Below are 19,389 nucleotides of genomic sequence, written 5' to 3' on the forward strand. Positions count from 1 at the left end.
ACACCCGGATCTCCAACGCCAGTTCCTCTCCGACCATCCGGCCCCCCATCACCACGACGGGGCACCCTAGACCTGGGTCAGATTCCAACCGGCGACCGGGTCAGATTCACTCCGGCGGCAACACCCTTGCGGCGCTGCTGTCCGGTCTCATGCTCCTCGCCCAAGCCTTTCTGGGCTAGGTGGCGTTGATGCAGGTCCAGGATCTGTGCCCGGTCGCCGCAGCCACCGTGCTGCACCCGCCAAGCATGGCTGCGGCCCGCTTCGGGTAAGTGCTGATCATGATGGATGCACTCCCCCCAGGCATGGCCCGGGTCATCAACATGTCCCCAGTGGATGAGCCCGTTTTGACATGGGGCATCCGGTTCTCCGTCGAGTATGAGACGGCTGAGGGGCCGCAAATCGTCGTTCTTCCGCCGCAGCGCATCAGCGAGCTCAGGATCGGCGAGGCCTTCTTGCACGAGAAGCTGATCCCGATCCCGGCGCCCTGAGACCTTCCCCGCTAACCGGATGCCAGCTTGAGGCTGCCCGAGGCGCGGCTTACTCTCACGGGCAGCCGTCCTCGCCCCCTTCAAGGCTCAACGGTCAGGGCTGCGCTCGCCTTCCCCGGTGCGGCATCAAGCACCCAGACTAGCGGCCCCAACGCGACCTCCTCCTGGGTATGGGTGGTTTCACTCCGCTCCTTGGCGCGACCGGGCTGCTGAGCGGTGACCCTCGCGGCCGGTACGCGTTATGCCCGCACATCTCCCCATGTCCGGGCTAGACCATGCCGCGCTACTTCTTCCATGTACAGAACGACCAGGCCCTTCCTGATAACGAAGGCACTGAACTGCCGGACTTGCTCGCGGCGAGGGTCAATGCTGTCAAGCTCGCAGGCGAGATCCTGAAGCACCACGCCGAGACGTTCTGGACGGAGGGCGAGTGGAGCCTCAAGGTGACAGATGAGAGCGGCCTTACACTCTTCACCCTTTACTTCCTGGCTGTGGAAGCCCCAATCACTAGGCGCAGTCAGCGCCAGAGTTGACCAGCAGTCTGCGGGGCACCAAGGCTGTCACTCACGAAGTGCTATGCACCGTGGCAGCATCGCGCAGGGGAGCGACCCCAAGAGGGATAGAATCACCGGGACCGCCTCCAGGCCCACCACGGTAGGCCGAGATTAGAACGGCAAAACGCAGGGGCCTCAATTCCGGAACGTTGGTCTGGAAACAATGTTAGGTACGGCTTCATCCGTAAGAGCGTATTTGGCTGGCGGACCCAAACGCGTCTGTGCTTTCCACGCGGCCATCGGGGAATAGGCGGGCCAATTCCTGATCTCCACTGAGTAGCGTCACGCACTCAGCTCCCATAGCGAACGCCGCCCAAGCCTCTAGCAGTACTCGAATTTGCGCCTGTGAAAGGCTGTCCTCGTCACCACCAGTGGCAGCGGTCCAAGCTGCTTGCTCGTCCATTCTTACTTGATAGCATCGGGCGCCAGGCGGCATCGAACGAAGCCTCAACAGATGTGCCGCGGGACCAGCCGGCCAGGCGGTACACCCGATGTTGGCACCGCAAGGCTGTGACGCAGCCGCTACCCTGCTGGAGCATTTCCCTCTGCGGAGTGTGGCGTGGTCAGCGGATCACGTCGGGCATGGGGTGCGCTTAGCACGATAGCCAAGGCGCCCAAGTGATCAGATGCAACCCGCATCCGCACCGGTCAACTGGCGTGCGAACCTGTTGGCGTACGTGCGGCGTAGCTGACGGCCCCACCCTCCGCGAAGAGCAGTCCGGCCCGCGCAAAGGCGCTCCGAAGCGACTGCACGGTGCCGAGGTGCGGCTTGTGACGGCCCGCCTCGAAATTCTTGATCGTCTGTGCCGACCGGCCGCTGCGCTGCGCCAAGGCCCATTCGTCCCAGCCCAAGATCCTACGCGCTGTGCGGCACTGTTCAGGGGTCATTCGCTGGCCTTGCGCAGCCTCACGCCAGGCTTGTCGCTTCCATCAGAGATGAACTCCACACCGGCGGCTTCTAGAGCGGCGCGGATGGCGTCGATGGTTCGCGGCAGGGTTCTACGGGCCTGCCGTTCGAAATCCCTGACCGTATGATAGCTGGCGCCTGCCATGATCCCAAGGCGCTCCGCATGCCAGCCCAGCAACTCCCGCGCAGCCTTGCACTGCTCCGGTGTCACGCGGCGCCTTTCCTCAGCCGAACGCCCGCACCCCCACCGTTCTCGGCGATGAACTCCACGCCGGCTGCCTCCAGGGCGCCGCGGATGGCGGCGAGGTTTGGCGGGTTGATTGGAGGCGGGCCGTCCTCAGCCTCGGCCCTCTTAACTGTCGAGACACCCACACCTGACTTTGCGGCCAAGTCGGCTGCGGACCAGCGCAGATACCCCCGCGCCATCCTGATCTGAGCGCCTGTTAGAGCCATTTCGGACCTTGTGAGCCAATTCGGTTGACACCCCGCCCGGAGTGGTCCAAATCGTACCACGTCAACCGGTTTGGCTCAACTGCGGCGGCAACCGCGTTTGGGGCTCCGGGCGACGGCCGAGGGTGGGACGGCAATCCCGGTCCCTCAGCCTAACCGCAACCCTCGCTGTGGAGCAGCACGGATCATGGTTAACCACGCTCATACCATACTAACGTCCAGAAGAGTGCCCCAGCCCGCGGAGGGCCAGGCTAGAAGATCCGATCACTCGACCGCGGCCGAACCAAGAAGAAGACCCCCGGTCGCCATCACCATCGACAGCCCGACCCGCGCCCGGATCTCCGACGAGATCCGGACCCTGCTGGACCGCGCCGAGGCGTTGATTGACTTCCTCAACGCGGCCGACGCGCCGCTACTCGACCTAGAGCCCGATGCCGACGGCGAGGCGGAGCCGGACGAGGCTTCCGCCCAGCCCGTGACCTTGGCCCCCACCTGGGCGCCCCCCGTGACGATCCACCGCCCCACCCGTGCCGAGATGCGCGCCGCGTATCGCCGCAACGGCGATCCCGTGCCCGCGAACCTCCGCAGCCTTCTGGGGAGGTTCGTAGCATGAGCGCGGAACAGCTCGAAGGCTTCTACAGCGACGTGATCGATGCCGAGCTCGGGGTGATTACGATCTCCATGCTCCTACACCACGAGAACTTCCGCGCCGAAGGTCCGGAGCGCGACCGCGCTGTGAATGCGGTGGAGTGGGTGGCAAGCCGCCTGCAGGAACAGCTCAGCACCCTCGGCGGCCGGATTGAGGATGCCGAGAGGGCAGCCAGGAGGGCGCGCGCATGATCCGCCGCACCACCAGAAGCCGCCGGGCAGTCCTTAACGGCGCGTGTGCCGCTACCCTGGTCATGATGGCCGCGCCGGCCGCCGGCGCGGCAAAGGCGGCCGAGTTGGATGGCGAGCTAATCGCCCTTCTGGCGGAGGCGAGAAGACAGTGGCGCGAATGGCAGCCTACGCCCCTTGGCCCGAACGCCACTCTCGCGGATCTCACCACGCGGCCACCCTGGCACGCCCTGGTGATCCAGGCTGCATCCATGCCCGCCCGCAGCCCGGAGGGCATGCGCGCTAAGGCAGAGGCGGTGCGCTGGTGGGTTCTTGGCGACCATCAGACCACCTGCGATCGCTTCCACACGCCCCAGGAGTGGCTAGCCGCGTCCTTGGTGGATGATCTGCTGGGGAGCGCATGCACATGACCCGCGCGACACGTCGTGGCGTCCTGGGTGGCCTTGCCGCCCTTAGCGCCCCTCTCCCTGCCCTGGCGGCGCCCTCTCCCGATGCCGAGCTGATCCGCGCCTGCGCCCGATATCTGCACCTGGAGGCAGCAATAGAGGGCCGCACCGGGCCCGAGGCGCTGCTGGATGTCGATCAGACAAGCTACTGGCCCGAGTACTGTAGCACGCAGGACCTAGTGATAGAGGCCGAGTCGCAAACCCCGGAAGGGATGGCTGCGATGGCCCGCGTGGCGCTGCTCTGTTTTGAGGGGCAGGCGCCAGGCTTCTGGGACGACGACGGCACTCAGCGGATCGCCTTCACTCTACTGGCTAAGCTCGCCGGGGATGAGGCCGTGAAGGAATACGAGGCCCGTTGTGAGGGGCTTCTACTCAGAAGAGAAGCTTCCGCGGCGGCCAGGGCTGCTCGACCCGTCCCGGAAATCCAAGAGCCGACGCCGGCCGAGAAGATCGAGAGGACCAGAAGAGCAATCCCCACTCTGGAGCGGGCGCTCAGCGCCATGAAGGCCGAGGTAGCGGCCTGGGAGGCGCCAGCATGACCCTTCCAGACACCATGGCCGCCATCCTGGCCCGGGGCGCGACCTACCGCACGCTCGGGGACGTCCTGGGGCTCGACCGCGATGCGGCTCGGATGCGCGCCCGTCGCGCCGGGCTGCGGTCATTGCACCGAAAGCGCCCGCCCAATCCCGAAACGCCCCGGCGGGTGAAGGTGGCGCGGGCCATGCTCACGCAGGGCTGTGAACTGCAGGACGTGGCCGAGCGGCTGGGCATGTCGGCGGCCGCGGTGCGGGCGATGCTGCGGAGGGCGAGGACATGAAGATCTCAGTCCTTGCGCTTTGGCTGAACGCCATAGCCCTCGTTGCGCTCGGTGCGGTCAGCATGGCGGGCGGGCCAGTCTGGAATTGGGCCCTGCTCCCTATTGCCTTCGGGATGGGGTGCCTCGCCCATGACCTGCGCCGGCGCGCCAAGATCATGGGAGCATGGTGACGTGACCGGCTTCCTCCCCATGTGGCTGGCCCTAGCCGGCGTGCTCGCTGCTGGCGCCATGACCCTGGCCGTCGTGGCGTCACGCTGCGGCATCCCGCTCTGGCTGTTGCCCGTGGCTCTGTTACTGGCGGTGGGGACGCTCCGGTGATGGCGCTGCTTGATACCACCAAGCAGGAGGCAGATTCGGGCGAGAGGCGCGGCACCATGCCGCGCTTCCTTCCCTGTCGTGCTGTGCCTGCTACAGTCATCCCCGGCGGGGCTAGGTTTGGCCGCCGAACGCCCGGCTCTCCGCGTCGGGCTGCCCTGCCGCCTTTCCCATGCGGAATGCCCAGCGGAGGGGCCTACAGTGATCAAGGACGAGCGCTCGAAAACACCCCGCATGAACGCGCGTGTCATCTTCCTTCACGATCCGCACACCGGCTCCGTAGTTCTCGATGCGGTCGTGCCGCACCCCGACGACCCGGAGCGGGTCCTCTTTATCTTTACGCAGCAGTCTACGGTGCACACCATCCCACTCGTCGGCAGCGACTACGATGTGCTGTCCAGCCGGCTTCCTGGCGAGACCTTCGGGTCAGCAGTGCTTCAGACGCTGCCTCGAGGATGGCCCGAAAAGCTGACGCTCCGCCTCGGCACGCCTCTGACGCAAGAAGAGCAGGCTGCAATGTCAGCCCCGCTCCTCCGAATGGCAGCGCACGGGATGGTAACTCTCATCGGAGCACCAAAGCCGATAACGCCAGGTCCGGTATTCACAGCGTTCGATCCTCTGGCTCTAGGCCAATGGCGCTTTCAGGTAGGCCAGAACGTCGCCGTGCCGGTGGATGGAAGAGGACAGGAATACGGCCTTGTCCGCGCGATCAGCCCAGAGGACTGGGCTGCCATCGAAGCCACAGGAGCGCGGTTGCTTCCCCGCCCGAGCATCCCACAACCGACGGCGGAGCCGGCGCGGCAGGCATCGGTAGCCAGCTTGCCCCGGGGCCTCTCGTATCGTTCAGTCGACACGCCACTGGTAGACGAAATGCGCCGACTAATCGCGGAAGGGCGTGCGCGAGGGCCACAGGATGCAGCGCGAATGGTAGTAGGGCGGGCAGTCGGCGCAGGTTCAGCCGACAGCAAGGTGAAGCGCCTTGCCCGGCAGCTAAAGCAGTCAGAGTAGTCAAAGGCGCTGACTGGTCAGCGACTGACCACACTCCCCAAGAATACCTTAGATGCATCGTCCATCTTCGTGCCGCTACGTCACGGAGACCCCCGATGAGCTACGCGACAGTGACCCCTAACCTGCCGGACCTGCCGCCGCGCGTTGACCGCCGGACCGGCGCCGAGCTGGTGACACGCCTGCTGTTCCCGGTGTCGCACCGAACGCTGGAGGCTTGGCCGCTCACCACGCAGCGCGTCAACGGCAAGGCGGTGATCCCGACTGCCGAACTGCTCGCCCACGCCCAGTCCCTGCTGGACGCGGCGCCGGCAGTACGCGGCGGCCGGCGCACGAAGACCGCCGCCTAGCCAGGACCCCAGAAACGAGAAAACCCCGGGCGCGAGGCCCGAGGCATCCTGGAAAACTACCATCCAACGAGCGCATCTACCGCCGCATACTTAGCGGTTCCAGGATCCCTCTTCAAGGCTCTCGTGCTCTTCGAAGGAGAAGAGCATGCCGAAAACCCGAGTGCGGCGCCGCAAGATCGGCAATTCCGCTCCAATCGTGCGTCTCGTTCATATCCCCGCTGCCGTCGATGCTGACAGCGAGCCACGCGTCGCCCTTGAGGTGCCACCGCGCCCCGGCACGCAACAGCGCCGCCCGGTCCTCCTGATGTTCGCCAGCATGGCCGCTGCCCTCGCCGGCAAGCGCGCGATGGAGGCTAGCCGGTGATGCAGTCCTTCCACACTTCTCCCACGCCCCTTCCTTTGCTGACCTTCATGGATCTGCCGCCGGCCAGGATCAGCGAGGTGATCCGCCGCATGGAGGGCACCGGCGGTGACTTCGCCGTCCCGCTGTGGCGCGGTTCACTGGCGGGCGAGTACCGCATCGCGGCGGCGCTCCCGGGCGGGCGGCTGCCTGCCAAGGTGCTGGACCCCAAGCGCCCGCCCACCGTGATCATCCTCTCCGGTGATCCGGACTTCCCAGCCCCGACGCCGCCCCCGACCGCCTTTTCCAGGCTGCCGCGCCTCCTGTCCTGGGCTGCCTCCATCGTCATCCATGCCACGGGCGGTGCCCGCGGCCACTACGCTGCCATCGCCGCAGCGGTGCCCATCATGCGCCGCGTGCTGCTGATCGAGACGGGCACGGTGATGGAGGATGCCTGGATCGGCCTGGTACGGGCCGAAGCGGAGCGGCGGGCAAAGGGCGGTCAGCGTCTTCCGTGCCTGTGTTGGAGCGCGACGCCGCGCGGCGGTGTCCATCCAGTGATGGAGGCCGGCCGATGAGCACCGACACTCTCACGATCCTCCGCAGCCGGGGGCGGCGCCTGGCCAAGCTGATCCGTGCCGGTGGCGACGTGCAGGGTTACGACAGTGCCCGCACTTACGACATGCATTCTGTCAGCTTCGACGGCCTGGAAGGGCTGCGGGACCACCTCGCTGCGCTGGCTCATCGTCCCGAGCACTGCGTAGTGCGCGGCGCAATTCTCGATCCGAACTACACGAAAGGGGTGCGCCGCCTGGTGCACCCCGACAAGGAGACGGGCGAACGGCCGACGTTGGTGGATGCGCCGTGCCGCTTGGTCGCATTGGATTGCGACGGCATTCCCGCACCGGAGGGCATGGACCGGCGCGACCTGGATGCCTGCGGGATCCTTGCTCGCCTGACCATGCCGGCCGCCTTCCACAACGTCGCCTGCATCGTCCAGGCTACGGCCGGGCACGCCATCAAGCCCGGACTTCGGCTGCGGCTCTGGTTCCTTTTGGAGCGGGCGCTGACCGGCGCCGACTGTCAGCGCTGGCTCCGCGGCGTGCCTGGGGTGGACCCCTCCACGCTGCGGGCCGCGCAGGTGACGTACACGGCGGCGCCGCTCTTCGTGGACATGGCGGATCCGCTGCCGCGCCGGCTGGCCATGCTGCCCGGGCTGGATGCGGTAGCCTGCCCGACCGAGGCCGAGCTGCAGCCTCCACCGCGCCCGGCGGCCAGCCCGTCGCGCGCCGTCAGCGCTGAGACCAGCGACCGCTATGTCCGTGCTGCCCTGATGCGGGCCTGCAGCAACATCGCCACCGCCGCCGAGGGCGCGCGGCATCCGACTGCGGTCGCCGAGGCCTGGGGGCTCGCCCGCTTCGTGGTGGCCGGGACGATGACCGCCGACGAGGTGATCCGCGCTGTCGATGGCGCCTTGGAGCAGGCAGGCAAGCCTAAGGGCGAGGGCGCGAAGATCGCGGCCTGGGCCGTCTCGCAGCGAACCGACGCCGGCAACTTGCCGATCGGAGGGCGGGGTTGATGGACGCCCGGATGGATGAGGATCCGATCCTCAACGGCTTCGCCGGCAGGGACGCAGGAGACGAGCCGCCCGCCGATGTGGTGGACGTCACGTTGGAGGTGGTGCGCCTCGCCGGCCTGGCCGAGGCCGATTACCAGCAGCGGCGGAAAGCCGCGGCGCGCGAGTGTGGGATGACCCTCTCCGCTCTCGACAAGCTCGTGAAGGCGGAGCGTGCAAAGCGCCAGCAGGAGCGTGCCGCCGCCGCCCGCCGGAAGGCGCCGCCCCGCCCGGGTGAGGTGCGCTGGCCCTTCGGCTTCACGATGGAGAATGAGGGCCTCCACGCCGATGCCGGCGAGAAGGGCTTGGTCTGGTTGTGCGCGCCGCTGGACGTGCTGGGCGAGGCCCGGGACGCGGCCGGGGAGGCGTGGAGCCTGTGGCTGCGCTGGCGGGACCGCGATGGCCGCCCACACACCTGGCCGATGCCGAAGCGGATGCTCATGGTCGGGCCCGGCGAACTGGAAGCGGAGCTGGTGGACCGCGGCCTTCAGGTCTCGGCCGATCCCTCAGCCCGGCTGGCCCTGCGGCAGGCCTTGGGCGAGGTGCAGGCCGGCTCCCGCGTCACGCTGGTCTCACGGGCCGGCTGGCACGCCCAGGGCGCCGGGGATGCCTCCTACGTGCTGCCGGACGGCGCGGTGATCGGCGACGGGACCGAAGCTTTGGTGATGAAGGCGCCGCCCGAGAACGCGGCGCAGATGGTCGCGCAGGCCGGCACGCTGGAGGGGTGGCAGGCCGAGGTGGCGGCGCTGGCCGTGGGCAACCCGCTCGCCGCCTTCCTCCTTGCCGCCGCCTTCGCCGGCCCCCTGCTGGAGCCCTGCGGCGAGCCCTCGGGCGGCTTCCACATCGCCGGCCGCAGCAAGGTCGGGAAGACGCTGGCGCTGCGCCTGGCGCTCTCCGCCTGGGGTCCGCCTGTGAAGGGTGCCATGCTCCGGGACTGGCGCTCCACAGCCAACGGCATGGAGGGCGCGGCCGAGGAAGCTGGCGACGGGGTGCTCGGACTGGATGAGCTGCATCAGGCCGACCCGCGAGACGTTGCTGGCGCCGTCTACATGATTGCGAACGAGAGCGGGAAAGGCCGGATGCGGCGCGACACCACCGCGCAGCGCCGCCGCACCTGGCGCACCTTCATCCTCTCCACGGGCGAGCTCGACATCGCGTCCGTCGTGGCGAAGGCCGGGCAGACGCTGCCGGCTGGGGCAGAAGTGCGGCTGCCCTCCATTAACGTGGATGCGGCAACCGCCTGGCCGGAGCGCCATGGCCGCGCCTCGGCCGAGGCCTTGATGGGTGAACTGCACGGCGCGGTGCGGCGCCAGCACGGCACCGCGGCGCGGGCTTTCATCGCCAAGCTGGCAGAGGCACGCCGTGATGACGCACAGGGCTTGGCCGAGGCCGCCGCAGCAATGCGCGACCGCTTCGCCGCCGCCCTGCCGGCCGAGGCGGATCCTCAGGTGCGGGACGTGGCGCGGCGCTGCGCCCTGGTGGCCCTGGCCGGCGAGATGGCCACGCTCTGGGGCGTGCTGCCCTGGCCCGAGGGCGAGGCGGAGCGCGCGTCGAAGGCAATGCTTGCCCGCTGGATCGAGAAGCGTGGCGGCAGCGCCTCCTCCGAGGAAGCGCAGCACGTTCGGGCGGTGCGCCTCTTCCTGACCGAGCACGGCGCCTCGCGCTTTGTGGCGCTGCACTTCGACAAGAGCCAGGATGTGAACGCCTGGATCGAGACCCACCCCGACCGCCCCGTCATCAAGCGGGCGGGCTGGCGCCGCCGCAGGTCTGACGACCGCGACGAGTACCTAATCGCCCCTGAGGTATGGCGTGAACTCTGCCATGAGGCGGGGATCGACCCGGCGGAGGCGGGGCGAACGCTTCGGGCCGAAGGCTTCCTGGAGGCAGGCGACGGCAAGAACCTAACCTCCTCCGTCCGCCTGCCAGGCGTGGGAAAGATCCGCGTATATCGGGTCCTGCCGGATCTGATGGGCGAGGCGGCTGCCCAATGAGCGCCCCCCCTGTCCCGACCGCCCCGACCAGCGAAAGTTGGTCGGGACACCGAAATCACCAGCAATATCAACGCTGTCCCGACCGCCCCGACCGTCCCGACCGAAAAGCGCAAGGCCTGGGTAAAAACGAAGTTTCTCTCTCTGCCTTGGCGACCCGCTGGAGGGCTGAGCTGGACCACGACGCGGCCGAGGCGGAGGCCATGGCAGCTCATTATACCACGCCGGCCGGGCCTGAACTGCCCGAGCGGGACCTACTGGCGGAGGGGCTGCTGCGAGGCTTTGCGGCGCACCGGGGAGGCCGGCATGGGTGAGACGAACGAGACTGCCCGGCTGCAGCGCATCCTCCACTCCCTCTCGGCGGAAGACGTAGCCTTCCTGGCGCGGCATCCGCTGCCGAAGTGGGCTGTCCAGGCACGGCGTCGCGATGAGCGAGATGCGGCAATCCGGATGACGCGGAGCTTCGTCGCCGGCATGTCTGACACAGAGCAGGCCCGCGTGCTGTCACGGGACCTGACCCGCTATCTGGCATCGGGATGGAACCGTGGAGCAGGAGCCGAGCCAATGGCGGGCACCTACCGCGCCGCCCTGCATCGCATCGCGCTTCTGAATAACGGCACGCCGATCGGGGCTGAACAGGTGCTCAACGTGCTCCGGTACTCGCGCAGCGGACGCGGCTGAAAACTCAGCCCAACATTTACACGCAGGCGGCGGCATCTTCGAATCAGAAGGAGCCTGCCGTGACCCTGGTGTCTTCCCTGCTCTCACTCCCGCCCTGCTCTGCGCTCGCCCGGCTCTCGGTCGAGCGCTCAGCCGTGTCCGAAGCCATCCTCGCCCTGTCTCGCCGGCGTGACGCGCTGCTGCTCTCGGACCTCTCGGACCGCATTATCCACGAGATCGACGCAGAGACAGACCGCCTGCACCTGACGCTCGAGCGGCTCGATGCCGTGGAGTGCGAGGTGCTGCGGAGGGAGCACACCTCCTGAGCGACAGCCAGCACCAACCGCCCATTCGAAAGGAAATCACCATGACCAGCACTCGCATGTCTGAAGCGTCCTGGAACGCCCTGCTGGCGGAGGCCGCCGCCGGCAACGCCTCTGCTGCCCAGGCCATCGCGGCTGAAGTGAAAGCTCGGGGCGAGTTCGCCCACATCGACACCCCAGAGGGGCGCGCCAGCTTTGCGGAGATGCAGGCTCGCCTTGCCTCGCCGCCCGATCGCACGGCGCTGTCCGTCGTCGCCGCTATGCACGGCGACACCCGCCGTGTGCGGCGCTGAGGGGACCCCACATGACGCTTGAAGACATCCTCGCGCTGCGTCCCAGCAGCGGCGACAGCAACACTTACCGGACCGCCCTCGCCAAAGCGGATCTGGCGCGCAAGGACTTGGCCGTGAAGGCCGGCGAGCTCGACCGCGTTCGCGCCCGGGGCTTGCTGAACGTGGATGACACGACCCTGCTGAAAGCCGAGCAGGACGCAGCCGCGGCCCGCCTGGCCGTCGAGCGCATCGACGCCCTGCTGCCGATGATCCGCGACGATCTGGCGAAGGCGGAAGGCGCCGAGACCCTGACTGAACTCCGGGCCGGTGCCGGTGCCGTGCAGAAAGCCGTGGCTGCCCTCGAGACCTGGCAGCGGACGCAATTCCCCAAGCTGACCGCGATCATGGCCGAGGGCTTCCGGCTGGAGGACGAGGCCAAGGCCGAACGTGATGCGTACCTGGAGCGGGTCCGCGGTGAATACGCCCGCCCTGAGGTCCGTGAAGCCGGTCCGCTGGGCGTGGAGGTGCCGCCGATGCCGGGCGACCTGCCTCGCAAGTACTTCCCGCAATGGCAACTGACCTGAGGGAGTGCAGGATATGGCCGACACCATCCTCGTCACCGTCGCGGAGGGGCAGACCGTCACCGTCTCCCCTCATCCCTCCGGCATCCCCGGCATTGGGCCGCTCCACCTCGGCGCCGGCGACACGCTGCGTGCCACCCCGGAGGAGGCAGATCGTCTCTGGCGGCAAGGCCGCATCCGCCACCCGGTGACGGGCGAGGTGAAGCAGCAGGCGCGGGATATTCACCCGAGCCCCACCGTCACCTACGGCAACGGCCGCCCCATCCCGGTCACCGACAGCACCGCTCTTGTCATCGCGGCGGAGCGCTTCGGGCGTGAGGCCCTGGCCGCCCATGACCGCGCCGAAGATGAGCGCCACGAGCGAGAGCGGCGAGCCAACCAACAAGGCCAGGAAAAGCGCGTGGCTGTCCGCGTCACCCGCCATCCGACCGGCTCCATGGATCCGCTTGGGCCCATCGCCGGCATCACTCCAGAAGAAGGCGGATGGGCATGACGAGCCGCACCATCACACATAAGGGGACCAGCATGGCCAGCGCAGCCATCCGCACCACCAGCCTGCCGCCACTGCCCGATGAGGCTGTGCGACAGGCTCATGCCCTTGGGGTGCAGCGCCAGAAGGAAAAGGAAGCCCGCGAGGCTGCCGCCGCCGGTCCTGGCAGCGTCACGCTGATCGCCACCACGTCCTTCACCATCGTCGGCAATCCCGACGAGCCTGAGGGCCGCGTGGTGAATGCCGGCGATGAGTTCACCGTCAGCCGCGCGGATCTGCCCCGCTATGCCGGGCGCGGTATGCCGAAGGCCGAGGCCTGACGACGAGCTGTGCGCACGGCGCGGGTGGATGCAACAAAGCGCCGGGAGCCCCGCGCCGGGCGCATCGGGGAGGGGGAGGCGGGTTCGTACACGTTCGCGCCTCCCCTGGACCCCAGGCAGGCAGGGGGGGTACCCCCCTGGTATGGGTCCTTCCGGGCCCCCTATCGAACACGGGGGTTTCGCGACCCCGCGCCGCCTCTAGCTGTAACCCCCAAAACTGGGTGACAGGGTGACCCATCAGACCGTGACCACCGCTTCGATGGCCGAGTTCGCCCGGCTGCATTCCGTCTCACGAAAGACAGCCTACGAGTGGAAAACCCGCGGATATCTGCGGTTTTCGGGCGCCCTGATCGATGTGGAAGCCTCGAACGCGAACCTCTCGGCCGCCGGCCGGTCGCGGCTGGACAGTGTCACCCTCAAGCCCCGGATCGCGCGGACTGTCCGCAAAAGTGTCACCCCCAGGGTTACAGGTGACACCGCCTGGTCCGCGGAGATGGGCCACCGGCACGCCGAGGAATATTCGCTGGTCTTAACCCTGGCCTGTGTCGTCAGCGGTGCCGCAATCGACATCACCGAAGCCCTGCAGGACCGCATCCCCCTCGCCGAACTGCGCCCGATCGTGGAGGGCATCATCACCAGGATCCGGAAGGGGGCCGCCGAATGCGCGGACGAGGACGGGACCCCGCCAGGCTTCGATAGCTGGGGCGATCACCCCTGGTTCACGGAACCGCCCCTGACTGAGGCGGAATGGAAAGAGCTGGAGGACGCCACCCATGGCCACGCAGGCTGAGGTTGCTGCCCATCTGGGCCTATCGCAACAAGCCGTCTCCGCCCTCATCCAGCGGGCCATCCTCCCCGGCGCAGCGGGCAAAGGGGGACTGGATCTGGACGCCTGCCGTCTCGCCTACGTCCGCCACCTCCGGGAAGTCGCCGCCGGCCGCGCCTCGGCCGAGAGCGGAGAAGGCCTCGATCTGGTGCAGGAACGCGCCCGCCTCGCGGCCGAGCAGGCCGATGCCACGGCCATGAAGAATGCGATCACTCGGGGCGAGCTCGTCCCCGCCGGGGATCTGGAGCGGGTGTTCGGGGCCCTGGTCTCATCCGCCCGCGAACGCTTCCTGGCGCTACCTTACAAGGCCGCCCCGTTGGTGATCGGGAAGGCGACGCCGGTTGAGGCGCAGGCGGTGCTGACTGACTTGGTGCATGAGGCGCTGTTGATCCTCGCCTCGGGCGAAACGTCCCGCGCCTTCGCCGCCATGGAAGCTGCTGAGGCCGCCGCGACCGTCAACTAGAGCCGTCCAGACCGGCCTCGAGAGCAGCCGCAGCTGCAGCGCCGGGCCTGCCTCCCACAGGTGCCACAACTTGTGCCACCTTGGCGGCTTGCGCCTCCGCCGTGGCCTCCTTCGCCACTGCGAGGAGAGCGGACTGGTTGTCGTCCAGCCCGGCCTCGCGAGCGGCTTGCTTCGCCTCTGCGCTAATCCTGGCGATCCTCTCTGCGCGCCGCGCCTCCGGTTCACTCACACCGATCTCTCGCGCAGCGGCGCGACGACCACCGGTCGGGCGCCCGGGTTTTGCGTCAAGTTGACGCGAAACTCCCTCAGATGCCTTTCGCTCCTTGAGCCGCAACCATTCGTCAATGTGCTCCGACCGCTCCTGCACTGTCAGTTCGGCGCGGTGTAGGTTCTCCGCGATCTCCCAAAGGCGGAAGTCGGTTTCCGTGCCCTCGGCAACCACCACAACCCCCTTGGGTGGCCTGGAACCTGGCGGGGTCGCGAGCCGCGAACCCCCCGCAGTCGGGGGAGGGGGCCGGAAGGACCCATGCCGGGGGGGGCGGGGGCAGGTCATACACGGATGAGTCCGCGATGAGTCCGCAACGGCTAGACGGCCGCAGGACCCAATCGCGCCGCGAGACACTCTCGCAGCGAACTTTCGCCTGAAAACAATGCTGAAGGAGATGGTGCCCAGGGGCGGAATCGAACCACCGACACTGCGATTTTCAGTCGCATGCTCTACCAACTGAGCTACCTGGGCCCAAGCTAGCGGCGAGCGCCGCCGGTAGAGTGAGCGGGGGATAGACGATGCTTCGGCCCCTGTCCAGAGCGCTCCATCATCTTTCCGACTCATCAGCGTCATCCGCCACCGGGGCACCCGGGATGGCATAGGTTCCGCCCATCCAGCGGCCGAGATCGACCGAGCGGCAGCGGGGCGAGCAGAAGGGGCGGGTCGCCTGTTCGGCGGGCCTGCCGCAGACGGGGCAGGTGGATTTCTGCTTCGTGTCAGCCTTCATGATGCGGGGCCTCCTCGATGATCTCGGCGCCCGGCGGCAGGGCCGCGTCGGGGCGAAGGGAGATGGGATGGGCAGCGCCTGCGGCGTAGTCCTCCAGCGCGCCCGGCAACTCGCGGAGGGCCGCCAGCACCGTGGGATGGGCCCGAAGGGCCAGGGCGGCGCCGGGCCGGGCCGCTGACTCCCGCGCAGCGCGGCGCAGCGCCGCGAGCCCCTGGGTAAGGGGCGAAAGGGGCTGTCCCAGAACCTCGTGCAGCGGCGGGTGGATGCGGGTGCGCACCATCTCCATCAGTCCCAGCCCGGTCAGCCCGACCACGCGCAGCAGCGGGTCCGCCGAGGCCGCCGAGCGCAGGGCCGGCAGCAGGGCGGCGCGGGAGGAGGCGCTGCCGCCTGCCAGGTCCAGCAGGATGGGCCCGGCCAGGTGGCGCAACCGGATCTGCCGCGCCGCCTCCGCCAATGCGGCGGCATTCACGCTGCGATGCGCCGTGGCGGAACGGCCGGCGGCGGATCCCGTATCCACGTCCAGCGCAGTCAGGGCGGGGGTGGGGTGGATCAGCAGCCTTCCGCCGCCTTCCAGGGGTATCTCGGGCGAGGCGAGCTCGTCGAAGGCTGCTTCGACCGGCTCGCTGAAGGCGGGATGCGGCAGCAGCCGCACCCGTTGTGCGCCCAGCGGGCCGCGCAGCCGCGCCGCCTCCCGCGGGCTGTCGGTCAGAACGGGAAGGGCGGCATGGGCGGCCGCCAGGCGAAGCGCGGCATCCGGCCCACGTCGCAGCAGGCGGGGCGGGCCTTCGAAAGCGCGCGGCAGGTCCTTGGGCAGGCCGGTCCCGGCGAGGCGCGGGCCCTTGCCGCCCTGAGGCGCGCGGGTCACGCGCAGGGCCAGGTAGGTGCCCTCGGTCAGTCCCTCGCCCCCCTGCGCATCGGGCAGGAAGCCGCTTGCCCCGCCTTCCAGCGCCACGAAGGCGCCGGACAGGGCCGGCACGCGCGTGGCGATGCGGCCGAGATGGACATCGCCCACCCCGTCCGGGCGGGCCGGGCGCTCGACGAAAGCGGCGTCCAGCCTTCCATCCCGCCAGAGCGCGACGCGGCGCTCACCCGGGGAAGCGGAGAGAAGGATCGCGGTGTCGGTCATGGAAGGGCCCGTTCAAGCCACCCGGGAAGCGCCCCTGGGCGGGCGCGGGCCCGGTCAGGGATGCAGCCACCCGATGCCGCGCAGCATCTGCGCCGTCTCGAACAGCGGCAGGCCCACCACATTGGAATGGCTGCCCGAGAGGAAGCGCACGAAGACCTCGGCCCGCTGGTGGATGGCATAGCCGCCGGCCTTTCCCTCCCACTCGCCCGAGGCAACGTAATCCTCGATCTGAGCGTCGGTCAGGCGCTGGAAGGCGAGGGTGGTTTCCACCAGCCGCGTGCGCAGGCCGCCATCGGGCGCGATGAGCGCCACGCCGGTCGTCACGCGGTGGCGGCGGCCGGAGAGGAGTTCGAGGAAGCGCCGGGCTTCCGCGGCATCCTCCGGCTTGCCCAGGATGCGGCGGCCCACCCCCACCACCGTATCGGCGGCCAGCACCAGGGCTCCGGGAGAACGGGCGGCGACCGCTTCGGCCTTGGCTTTGGCAAGGCGGCCGGCGAGCTGGCGCGGGAGTTCGGCCTTGCGTGGCGTCTCGTCCACATCGGCGGGGTCCACGCGGTCCGGCACGATGCCCAGCCGGGCCAGCAGGTCCAGGCGGCGCGGGCTGGCGCTGGCCAGCACCAGCGGCGGGCGGAAGGAAGCGGCCGCCTCGGCGGCCTCGTCAAGCGTGGTGCTCAAACGGAAGCTCCGCCGGCAAATGGCGGCAAGCGGTCAAGCGTCATGTGGAGCGGCCCGAGGCCGCGCAGCGGAATCACTTGAAGCGGAACGTGATCCGGCCCTTGGTCAGGTCATAGGGCGTCATCTCGACATTCACGCGGTCGCCGGCCAGCACGCGGATGCGGTTCTTGCGCATCTTCCCGCTGGTATGGGCAAGGACCATGTGCTCGTTATCCAGCTTCACGCGGAACATGGCGTTGGGCAGAAGCTCCACCACCTGGCCGCTGAACTCGATCATGTCTTCCTTCGACATGCGTATCCTTCATCATCGCGGGGGCGCCGCGACCCCGCTCGATGAAGGGGCGGCGCGGAAAGCGGGCGGCGCGGATGCGCGCCCGGCCCGGCACGCAAGCGGGCGCGACCCCTGGTGGGGGCCGCGCATCGTGTGTCAGAGCATCGGGAACATGATGCCCCGGGCCGCATGGGTCAAGGAATGCGGCCATTCCAGCATCGGAATGCGGCCCCGCGATGCGCGGGAGCCTCACTCCGCCCAGATCAGCGCATCCCGATCCGCCCGGCAATGCTGCGGGCATGGGCCTCCAGGCCCTCGGCACGGGCCAGGGCCACGGCGGCGGGGCCGGTGGCGCGCAGCCCTGCCTCCTCGGCGGCAATCCAGGTGGTGCGCTTGAGGAAGTCGAAGACCGACAGCCCGGAGGCAAAGCGCGCCGTGCGGCCGGTGGGCAGCACATGGTTGGGCCCGGCCACGTAGTCGCCCAGCGCCTCGGGGCACCAGGGGCCCAGGAAGGCCGCGCCGGCATGGCGGATCCGGGCGAACAGCGCCTGGGGATCGGCCACCATCACCTGCAGGTGCTCCGGCGCCAGCCGGTCGGTCAGGGCCGCGCCCTCGGTCCAGTCCCGCACCAGGATCACGGCGCCGTGGCGCCGCCAGGATTCGCCGGCGATGGCGGCGCGGGGCAGGCTGGCCAGAACCGTTTCCACCGCGCCGGGCACGGCATCGGCCAGGGCCGGGCTGTCGGTGATGAGGATGGATTGCGCGGCCTCGTCATGCTCGGCCTGGGCCATCAGGTCCATCGCCACCCGGGCTGGGTCCTGCCCGCCATCGGCCAGCACCACCACCTCGGACGGGCCGGCGATGGAATCGATGCCGACGCGGCCAAAGACCTGGCGCTTGGCCTCGGCGACATAGGCGTTGCCGGGGCCGGTGATCTTGTCCACCGGCGCGATGCTTTCCGTGCCCCAGGCGAGGGCGGCGATGGCCTGGGCCCCGCCGATGCGCCAGACCTCCGTGACACCCGCCCGGCCGCAGGCGGCCAGGACAAGCGGGTTGATCTCCCCATCCGGCGTCGGCACCGCCACGGCCACACGCTCCACCCCGGCCACGCGGGCTGGAATGGCGTTCATCAGCACCGAGGAGGGGTAGGCCGCCTTGCCGCCGGGCACATAGAGGCCCGCCGCGTCCACGGCGTTCCAGCGCATCCCCAGGGTCAGCCCGGCCGGGTCCGGCACGGTGACATCGGCGGGCATCTGCGCCCGGTGGAAGGTCTCGATCCGCGTCGCGGCCGTGTCCAGCGCCTCCATCAGCGCCGGATCGACCGAGGCGATGGCATCCGCGATCTCCTCCGCCGTCACGCGCAGGGCGGCGGCGCTGGCGGGCCGCCAGCGGTCGAAGCGGGCGGTGAGGTCCAGCAGGGCCGCGTCGCCCTCGGCCCGGACCCGGCCGATGATCGCGGCTACGGCGCCGTCCACGCTGGCCGTGGTTTCCCGCGCCATGTCCAGCAGGGCGGCGAAGCCGGCCTCGAACCCGGCTTCCCGCGTGTCCAGTCTCTTCATGCGGAAAGGGCTTCCCGGAAGCGCGCCAGCCAGGCGCCGATCAGCTCCGGCTCCGTCTTCAGGGCCGTGCGGTTGACGATGAGGCGGGAGGTGACCTGGGCGATCACCTCGCGCTCCACCAGCCCGTTGGCCTTCAGGGTGGAACCGGTCTGCACGAGGTCCACGATCACCCGGGCCAGGCCGAGCGAGGGGGCCAGTTCCATGGCGCCGTTCAGGTGCACGATCTCGGCCTGGACCCCGCGCGCGGCGAAATGGCGCCGGGCGATGCCGGGATATTTGGTCGCGACCGTCAGGCGGGACAGGCGGGAGACCTCATCGGCGATGGGGTCGTCCGCCGGTCCGGCGACGCTCACGCGGCAGCGGCCGACGCCTAGGTCCAGCGGGGCGTAGATTTCGGGGTAGTCGAACTCCATCAGCACATCGGCGCCGCAGATACCGATATGCGCCCCGCCATGGGCGACGAAGGTCGCGACATCGAAGGGGCGCACCCGCACCACGTCCAGCCCGGGCTGGTTGGTGCGGAAGCGGAGATGGCGGCTGTCCTCGTCATGGAAGTCGCCGCCGGGAACCAGACCGGCCGCGGCCAGCAAGGGCTGCACCTCCTTGAGGATGCGGCCCTTCGGAAGGGCAAGGATCAGGCTGGAAGCGGCGGCCTGCTTCGGGGCGATGGAGCCGGGGAGGGTCGGAGAGGTGATGGGGTGGTCCATGGGAGAGCC

The 19,389-nt window shown here is 69.1% G+C and carries 29 protein-coding genes and 1 tRNA gene; 22 read left to right on the top strand and 8 right to left on the bottom strand.

Translation table 11 applies throughout. The features are described from left to right. The first annotated feature begins 302 nt into the window (after positions 1-302). Positions 303-488, top strand: coding sequence for a hypothetical protein (locus tag J8J14_RS18145; RefSeq protein ID WP_209380965.1), 186 nt, complete (start codon positions 303-305; stop codon positions 486-488). A gap of 275 nt (positions 489-763) precedes the next feature. Further along, complete coding sequence (locus tag J8J14_RS18150; protein ID WP_209380966.1) at positions 764-1,021, top strand: DUF6894 family protein; 258 nt, start codon at positions 764-766, stop codon at positions 1,019-1,021. Positions 1,022-1,926: 905 nt separating this feature from the next. Here J8J14_RS18150 and J8J14_RS18155 read toward each other — a convergent pair. Next, on the bottom strand, positions 1,927-2,160 hold the full coding sequence (locus J8J14_RS18155; RefSeq protein WP_209380967.1) for a transcriptional regulator: 234 nt from the start codon (positions 2,158-2,160) through the stop codon (positions 1,927-1,929). 465 nt (positions 2,161-2,625) lie between these two features. Here J8J14_RS18155 and J8J14_RS18160 point away from each other — a divergent pair, with 465 nt between their 5' ends. The 20 genes from J8J14_RS18160 to J8J14_RS18255 all read left to right on the top strand — a co-directional run bounded on the left by J8J14_RS18160 (position 2,626) and on the right by J8J14_RS18255 (position 14,047). Further along, positions 2,626-3,012: a hypothetical protein gene (locus tag J8J14_RS18160; RefSeq protein ID WP_209380968.1), complete on the top strand. Its 387-nt coding sequence runs from the start codon at positions 2,626-2,628 to the stop codon at positions 3,010-3,012. Next, positions 3,009-3,239, top strand: a complete 231-nt coding sequence (locus J8J14_RS18165) for a hypothetical protein (protein ID WP_209380969.1) — start codon at positions 3,009-3,011, stop codon at positions 3,237-3,239. The genes J8J14_RS18160 and J8J14_RS18165 overlap by 4 nt, the downstream gene beginning before the upstream one ends. Beyond that, entirely contained in the window at positions 3,236-3,646 is a 411-nt protein-coding gene (locus J8J14_RS18170; RefSeq protein ID WP_209380970.1) for a hypothetical protein, read from the top strand. Before J8J14_RS18165 ends, J8J14_RS18170 begins: the two co-directional genes overlap by 4 nt. Beyond that, complete coding sequence (locus tag J8J14_RS18175; protein WP_209380971.1) at positions 3,643-4,221, top strand: hypothetical protein; 579 nt, start codon at positions 3,643-3,645, stop codon at positions 4,219-4,221. Before J8J14_RS18170 ends, J8J14_RS18175 begins: the two co-directional genes overlap by 4 nt. After that, the gene (locus J8J14_RS18180) at positions 4,218-4,499 is read left to right on the top strand and encodes a hypothetical protein (RefSeq protein WP_209380972.1); all 282 of its coding nucleotides are present in this window, start codon (positions 4,218-4,220) and stop codon (positions 4,497-4,499) included. The genes J8J14_RS18175 and J8J14_RS18180 overlap by 4 nt, the downstream gene beginning before the upstream one ends. Further along, positions 4,496-4,669: a hypothetical protein gene (locus J8J14_RS18185; protein ID WP_209380973.1), complete on the top strand. Its 174-nt coding sequence runs from the start codon at positions 4,496-4,498 to the stop codon at positions 4,667-4,669. Before J8J14_RS18180 ends, J8J14_RS18185 begins: the two co-directional genes overlap by 4 nt. A 346-nt stretch (positions 4,670-5,015) precedes the next feature. Further along, entirely contained in the window at positions 5,016-5,822 is an 807-nt protein-coding gene (locus J8J14_RS18190; RefSeq protein WP_209380974.1) for a hypothetical protein, read from the top strand. Positions 5,823-5,917: 95 nt separating this feature from the next. After that, positions 5,918-6,169: a hypothetical protein gene (locus J8J14_RS18195; protein ID WP_209380975.1), complete on the top strand. Its 252-nt coding sequence runs from the start codon at positions 5,918-5,920 to the stop codon at positions 6,167-6,169. 145 nt (positions 6,170-6,314) lie between these two features. Beyond that, a complete protein-coding gene (locus J8J14_RS18200; RefSeq protein ID WP_209380976.1) occupies positions 6,315-6,533 on the top strand; it encodes a hypothetical protein in 219 nt (72 codons plus the stop codon). Positions 6,534-6,580: 47 nt separating this feature from the next. Continuing rightward, the gene (locus J8J14_RS18205; protein WP_209380977.1) at positions 6,581-7,087 is read left to right on the top strand and encodes a hypothetical protein; all 507 of its coding nucleotides are present in this window, start codon (positions 6,581-6,583) and stop codon (positions 7,085-7,087) included. Further along, complete coding sequence (locus J8J14_RS18210) at positions 7,084-8,088, top strand: hypothetical protein (RefSeq protein WP_209380978.1); 1,005 nt, start codon at positions 7,084-7,086, stop codon at positions 8,086-8,088. The genes J8J14_RS18205 and J8J14_RS18210 overlap by 4 nt, the downstream gene beginning before the upstream one ends. Before the next feature lie 11 nt (positions 8,089-8,099). Beyond that, positions 8,100-10,115, top strand: a complete 2,016-nt coding sequence (locus J8J14_RS18215; RefSeq protein ID WP_209380979.1) for a DUF927 domain-containing protein — start codon at positions 8,100-8,102, stop codon at positions 10,113-10,115. Between the two features lie 303 nt (positions 10,116-10,418). Next, positions 10,419-10,793 (top strand): hypothetical protein, encoded by a 375-nt coding sequence (locus tag J8J14_RS18220; RefSeq protein ID WP_209380980.1) that lies wholly within the window; start codon positions 10,419-10,421, stop codon positions 10,791-10,793. 59 nt (positions 10,794-10,852) lie between these two features. Then, entirely contained in the window at positions 10,853-11,098 is a 246-nt protein-coding gene (locus tag J8J14_RS18225; RefSeq protein WP_209380981.1) for a hypothetical protein, read from the top strand. A gap of 41 nt (positions 11,099-11,139) precedes the next feature. Next, positions 11,140-11,388, top strand: coding sequence for a hypothetical protein (locus J8J14_RS18230; RefSeq protein WP_209380982.1), 249 nt, complete (start codon positions 11,140-11,142; stop codon positions 11,386-11,388). A gap of 11 nt (positions 11,389-11,399) precedes the next feature. Continuing rightward, positions 11,400-11,951 carry a hypothetical protein gene (locus tag J8J14_RS18235; protein WP_209380983.1) on the top strand — a complete coding sequence of 184 codons (552 nt, stop codon included), beginning with the start codon at positions 11,400-11,402 and terminating at the stop codon, positions 11,949-11,951. Between the two features lie 13 nt (positions 11,952-11,964). After that, on the top strand, positions 11,965-12,441 hold the full coding sequence (locus tag J8J14_RS18240) for a hypothetical protein (protein ID WP_209380984.1): 477 nt from the start codon (positions 11,965-11,967) through the stop codon (positions 12,439-12,441). Then, positions 12,438-12,758, top strand: coding sequence for a hypothetical protein (locus J8J14_RS18245; RefSeq protein ID WP_209380985.1), 321 nt, complete (start codon positions 12,438-12,440; stop codon positions 12,756-12,758). The genes J8J14_RS18240 and J8J14_RS18245 overlap by 4 nt, the downstream gene beginning before the upstream one ends. Before the next feature lie 229 nt (positions 12,759-12,987). Beyond that, positions 12,988-13,548 carry a hypothetical protein gene (locus J8J14_RS18250; RefSeq protein WP_209380986.1) on the top strand — a complete coding sequence of 187 codons (561 nt, stop codon included), beginning with the start codon at positions 12,988-12,990 and terminating at the stop codon, positions 13,546-13,548. Then, positions 13,532-14,047 (top strand): hypothetical protein, encoded by a 516-nt coding sequence (locus tag J8J14_RS18255; RefSeq protein WP_209380987.1) that lies wholly within the window; start codon positions 13,532-13,534, stop codon positions 14,045-14,047. The genes J8J14_RS18250 and J8J14_RS18255 overlap by 17 nt, the downstream gene beginning before the upstream one ends. A 663-nt stretch (positions 14,048-14,710) precedes the next feature. Here J8J14_RS18255 and J8J14_RS18260 read toward each other — a convergent pair. The 7 genes from J8J14_RS18260 to hisG all read right to left on the bottom strand — a co-directional run bounded on the left by J8J14_RS18260 (position 14,711) and on the right by hisG (position 19,380). Then, a tRNA-Phe gene (locus tag J8J14_RS18260) sits at positions 14,711-14,786 on the bottom strand. Positions 14,787-14,862: 76 nt separating this feature from the next. Beyond that, positions 14,863-15,042 carry a DNA gyrase inhibitor YacG gene (gene yacG / locus J8J14_RS18265; RefSeq protein ID WP_209380988.1) on the bottom strand — a complete coding sequence of 60 codons (180 nt, stop codon included), beginning with the start codon at positions 15,040-15,042 and terminating at the stop codon, positions 14,863-14,865. Next, the gene (locus J8J14_RS18270) at positions 15,032-16,168 is read right to left on the bottom strand and encodes a ribonuclease E/G (RefSeq protein WP_209380989.1); all 1,137 of its coding nucleotides are present in this window, start codon (positions 16,166-16,168) and stop codon (positions 15,032-15,034) included. The genes yacG and J8J14_RS18270 overlap by 11 nt, the downstream gene beginning before the upstream one ends. A 54-nt stretch (positions 16,169-16,222) precedes the next feature. Continuing rightward, positions 16,223-16,843, bottom strand: a complete 621-nt coding sequence (locus J8J14_RS18275) for a Maf family protein (RefSeq protein WP_245215940.1) — start codon at positions 16,841-16,843, stop codon at positions 16,223-16,225. 73 nt (positions 16,844-16,916) lie between these two features. Further along, on the bottom strand, positions 16,917-17,135 hold the full coding sequence (gene infA, locus J8J14_RS18280) for a translation initiation factor IF-1 (protein ID WP_007003972.1): 219 nt from the start codon (positions 17,133-17,135) through the stop codon (positions 16,917-16,919). 242 nt (positions 17,136-17,377) lie between these two features. Next, a complete protein-coding gene (hisD, locus tag J8J14_RS18285) occupies positions 17,378-18,673 on the bottom strand; it encodes a histidinol dehydrogenase (protein ID WP_209380990.1) in 1,296 nt (431 codons plus the stop codon). Continuing rightward, complete coding sequence (hisG, locus tag J8J14_RS18290) at positions 18,670-19,380, bottom strand: ATP phosphoribosyltransferase (protein ID WP_209380991.1); 711 nt, start codon at positions 19,378-19,380, stop codon at positions 18,670-18,672. The genes hisD and hisG overlap by 4 nt, the downstream gene beginning before the upstream one ends. Positions 19,381-19,389 lie beyond the last annotated feature (9 nt).

Origin of the sequence: Pararoseomonas baculiformis, from assembly GCF_017813395.1 — a bacterium.
Taxonomy (GTDB): Bacteria; Pseudomonadota; Alphaproteobacteria; order Acetobacterales; family Acetobacteraceae; genus Roseomonas; species Roseomonas baculiformis.

Coding starts and splice junctions, on each gene's coding strand:
- J8J14_RS18145 (WP_209380965.1), top strand. CDS start 303: ATGGCCCGGGTCATCAACATGTCCCCAGTGGATGAGCCCGTTTTGACA.
- J8J14_RS18150 (WP_209380966.1), top strand. CDS start 764: ATGCCGCGCTACTTCTTCCATGTACAGAACGACCAGGCCCTTCCTGAT.
- J8J14_RS18165 (WP_209380969.1), top strand. CDS start 3,009: ATGAGCGCGGAACAGCTCGAAGGCTTCTACAGCGACGTGATCGATGCC.
- J8J14_RS18170 (WP_209380970.1), top strand. CDS start 3,236: ATGATCCGCCGCACCACCAGAAGCCGCCGGGCAGTCCTTAACGGCGCG.
- J8J14_RS18175 (WP_209380971.1), top strand. CDS start 3,643: ATGACCCGCGCGACACGTCGTGGCGTCCTGGGTGGCCTTGCCGCCCTT.
- J8J14_RS18180 (WP_209380972.1), top strand. CDS start 4,218: ATGACCCTTCCAGACACCATGGCCGCCATCCTGGCCCGGGGCGCGACC.
- J8J14_RS18185 (WP_209380973.1), top strand. CDS start 4,496: ATGAAGATCTCAGTCCTTGCGCTTTGGCTGAACGCCATAGCCCTCGTT.
- J8J14_RS18195 (WP_209380975.1), top strand. CDS start 5,918: ATGAGCTACGCGACAGTGACCCCTAACCTGCCGGACCTGCCGCCGCGC.
- J8J14_RS18200 (WP_209380976.1), top strand. CDS start 6,315: ATGCCGAAAACCCGAGTGCGGCGCCGCAAGATCGGCAATTCCGCTCCA.
- J8J14_RS18205 (WP_209380977.1), top strand. CDS start 6,581: ATGGATCTGCCGCCGGCCAGGATCAGCGAGGTGATCCGCCGCATGGAG.
- J8J14_RS18210 (WP_209380978.1), top strand. CDS start 7,084: ATGAGCACCGACACTCTCACGATCCTCCGCAGCCGGGGGCGGCGCCTG.
- J8J14_RS18215 (WP_209380979.1), top strand. CDS start 8,100: ATGGATGAGGATCCGATCCTCAACGGCTTCGCCGGCAGGGACGCAGGA.
- J8J14_RS18220 (WP_209380980.1), top strand. CDS start 10,419: ATGGGTGAGACGAACGAGACTGCCCGGCTGCAGCGCATCCTCCACTCC.
- J8J14_RS18230 (WP_209380982.1), top strand. CDS start 11,140: ATGACCAGCACTCGCATGTCTGAAGCGTCCTGGAACGCCCTGCTGGCG.
- J8J14_RS18235 (WP_209380983.1), top strand. CDS start 11,400: ATGACGCTTGAAGACATCCTCGCGCTGCGTCCCAGCAGCGGCGACAGC.
- J8J14_RS18240 (WP_209380984.1), top strand. CDS start 11,965: ATGGCCGACACCATCCTCGTCACCGTCGCGGAGGGGCAGACCGTCACC.
- J8J14_RS18245 (WP_209380985.1), top strand. CDS start 12,438: ATGACGAGCCGCACCATCACACATAAGGGGACCAGCATGGCCAGCGCA.
- J8J14_RS18255 (WP_209380987.1), top strand. CDS start 13,532: ATGGCCACGCAGGCTGAGGTTGCTGCCCATCTGGGCCTATCGCAACAA.
- yacG (WP_209380988.1), bottom strand. CDS start 15,042: ATGAAGGCTGACACGAAGCAGAAATCCACCTGCCCCGTCTGCGGCAGG.
- J8J14_RS18270 (WP_209380989.1), bottom strand. CDS start 16,168: ATGACCGACACCGCGATCCTTCTCTCCGCTTCCCCGGGTGAGCGCCGC.
- infA (WP_007003972.1), bottom strand. CDS start 17,135: ATGTCGAAGGAAGACATGATCGAGTTCAGCGGCCAGGTGGTGGAGCTT.
- hisD (WP_209380990.1), bottom strand. CDS start 18,673: ATGAAGAGACTGGACACGCGGGAAGCCGGGTTCGAGGCCGGCTTCGCC.
- hisG (WP_209380991.1), bottom strand. CDS start 19,380: ATGGACCACCCCATCACCTCTCCGACCCTCCCCGGCTCCATCGCCCCG.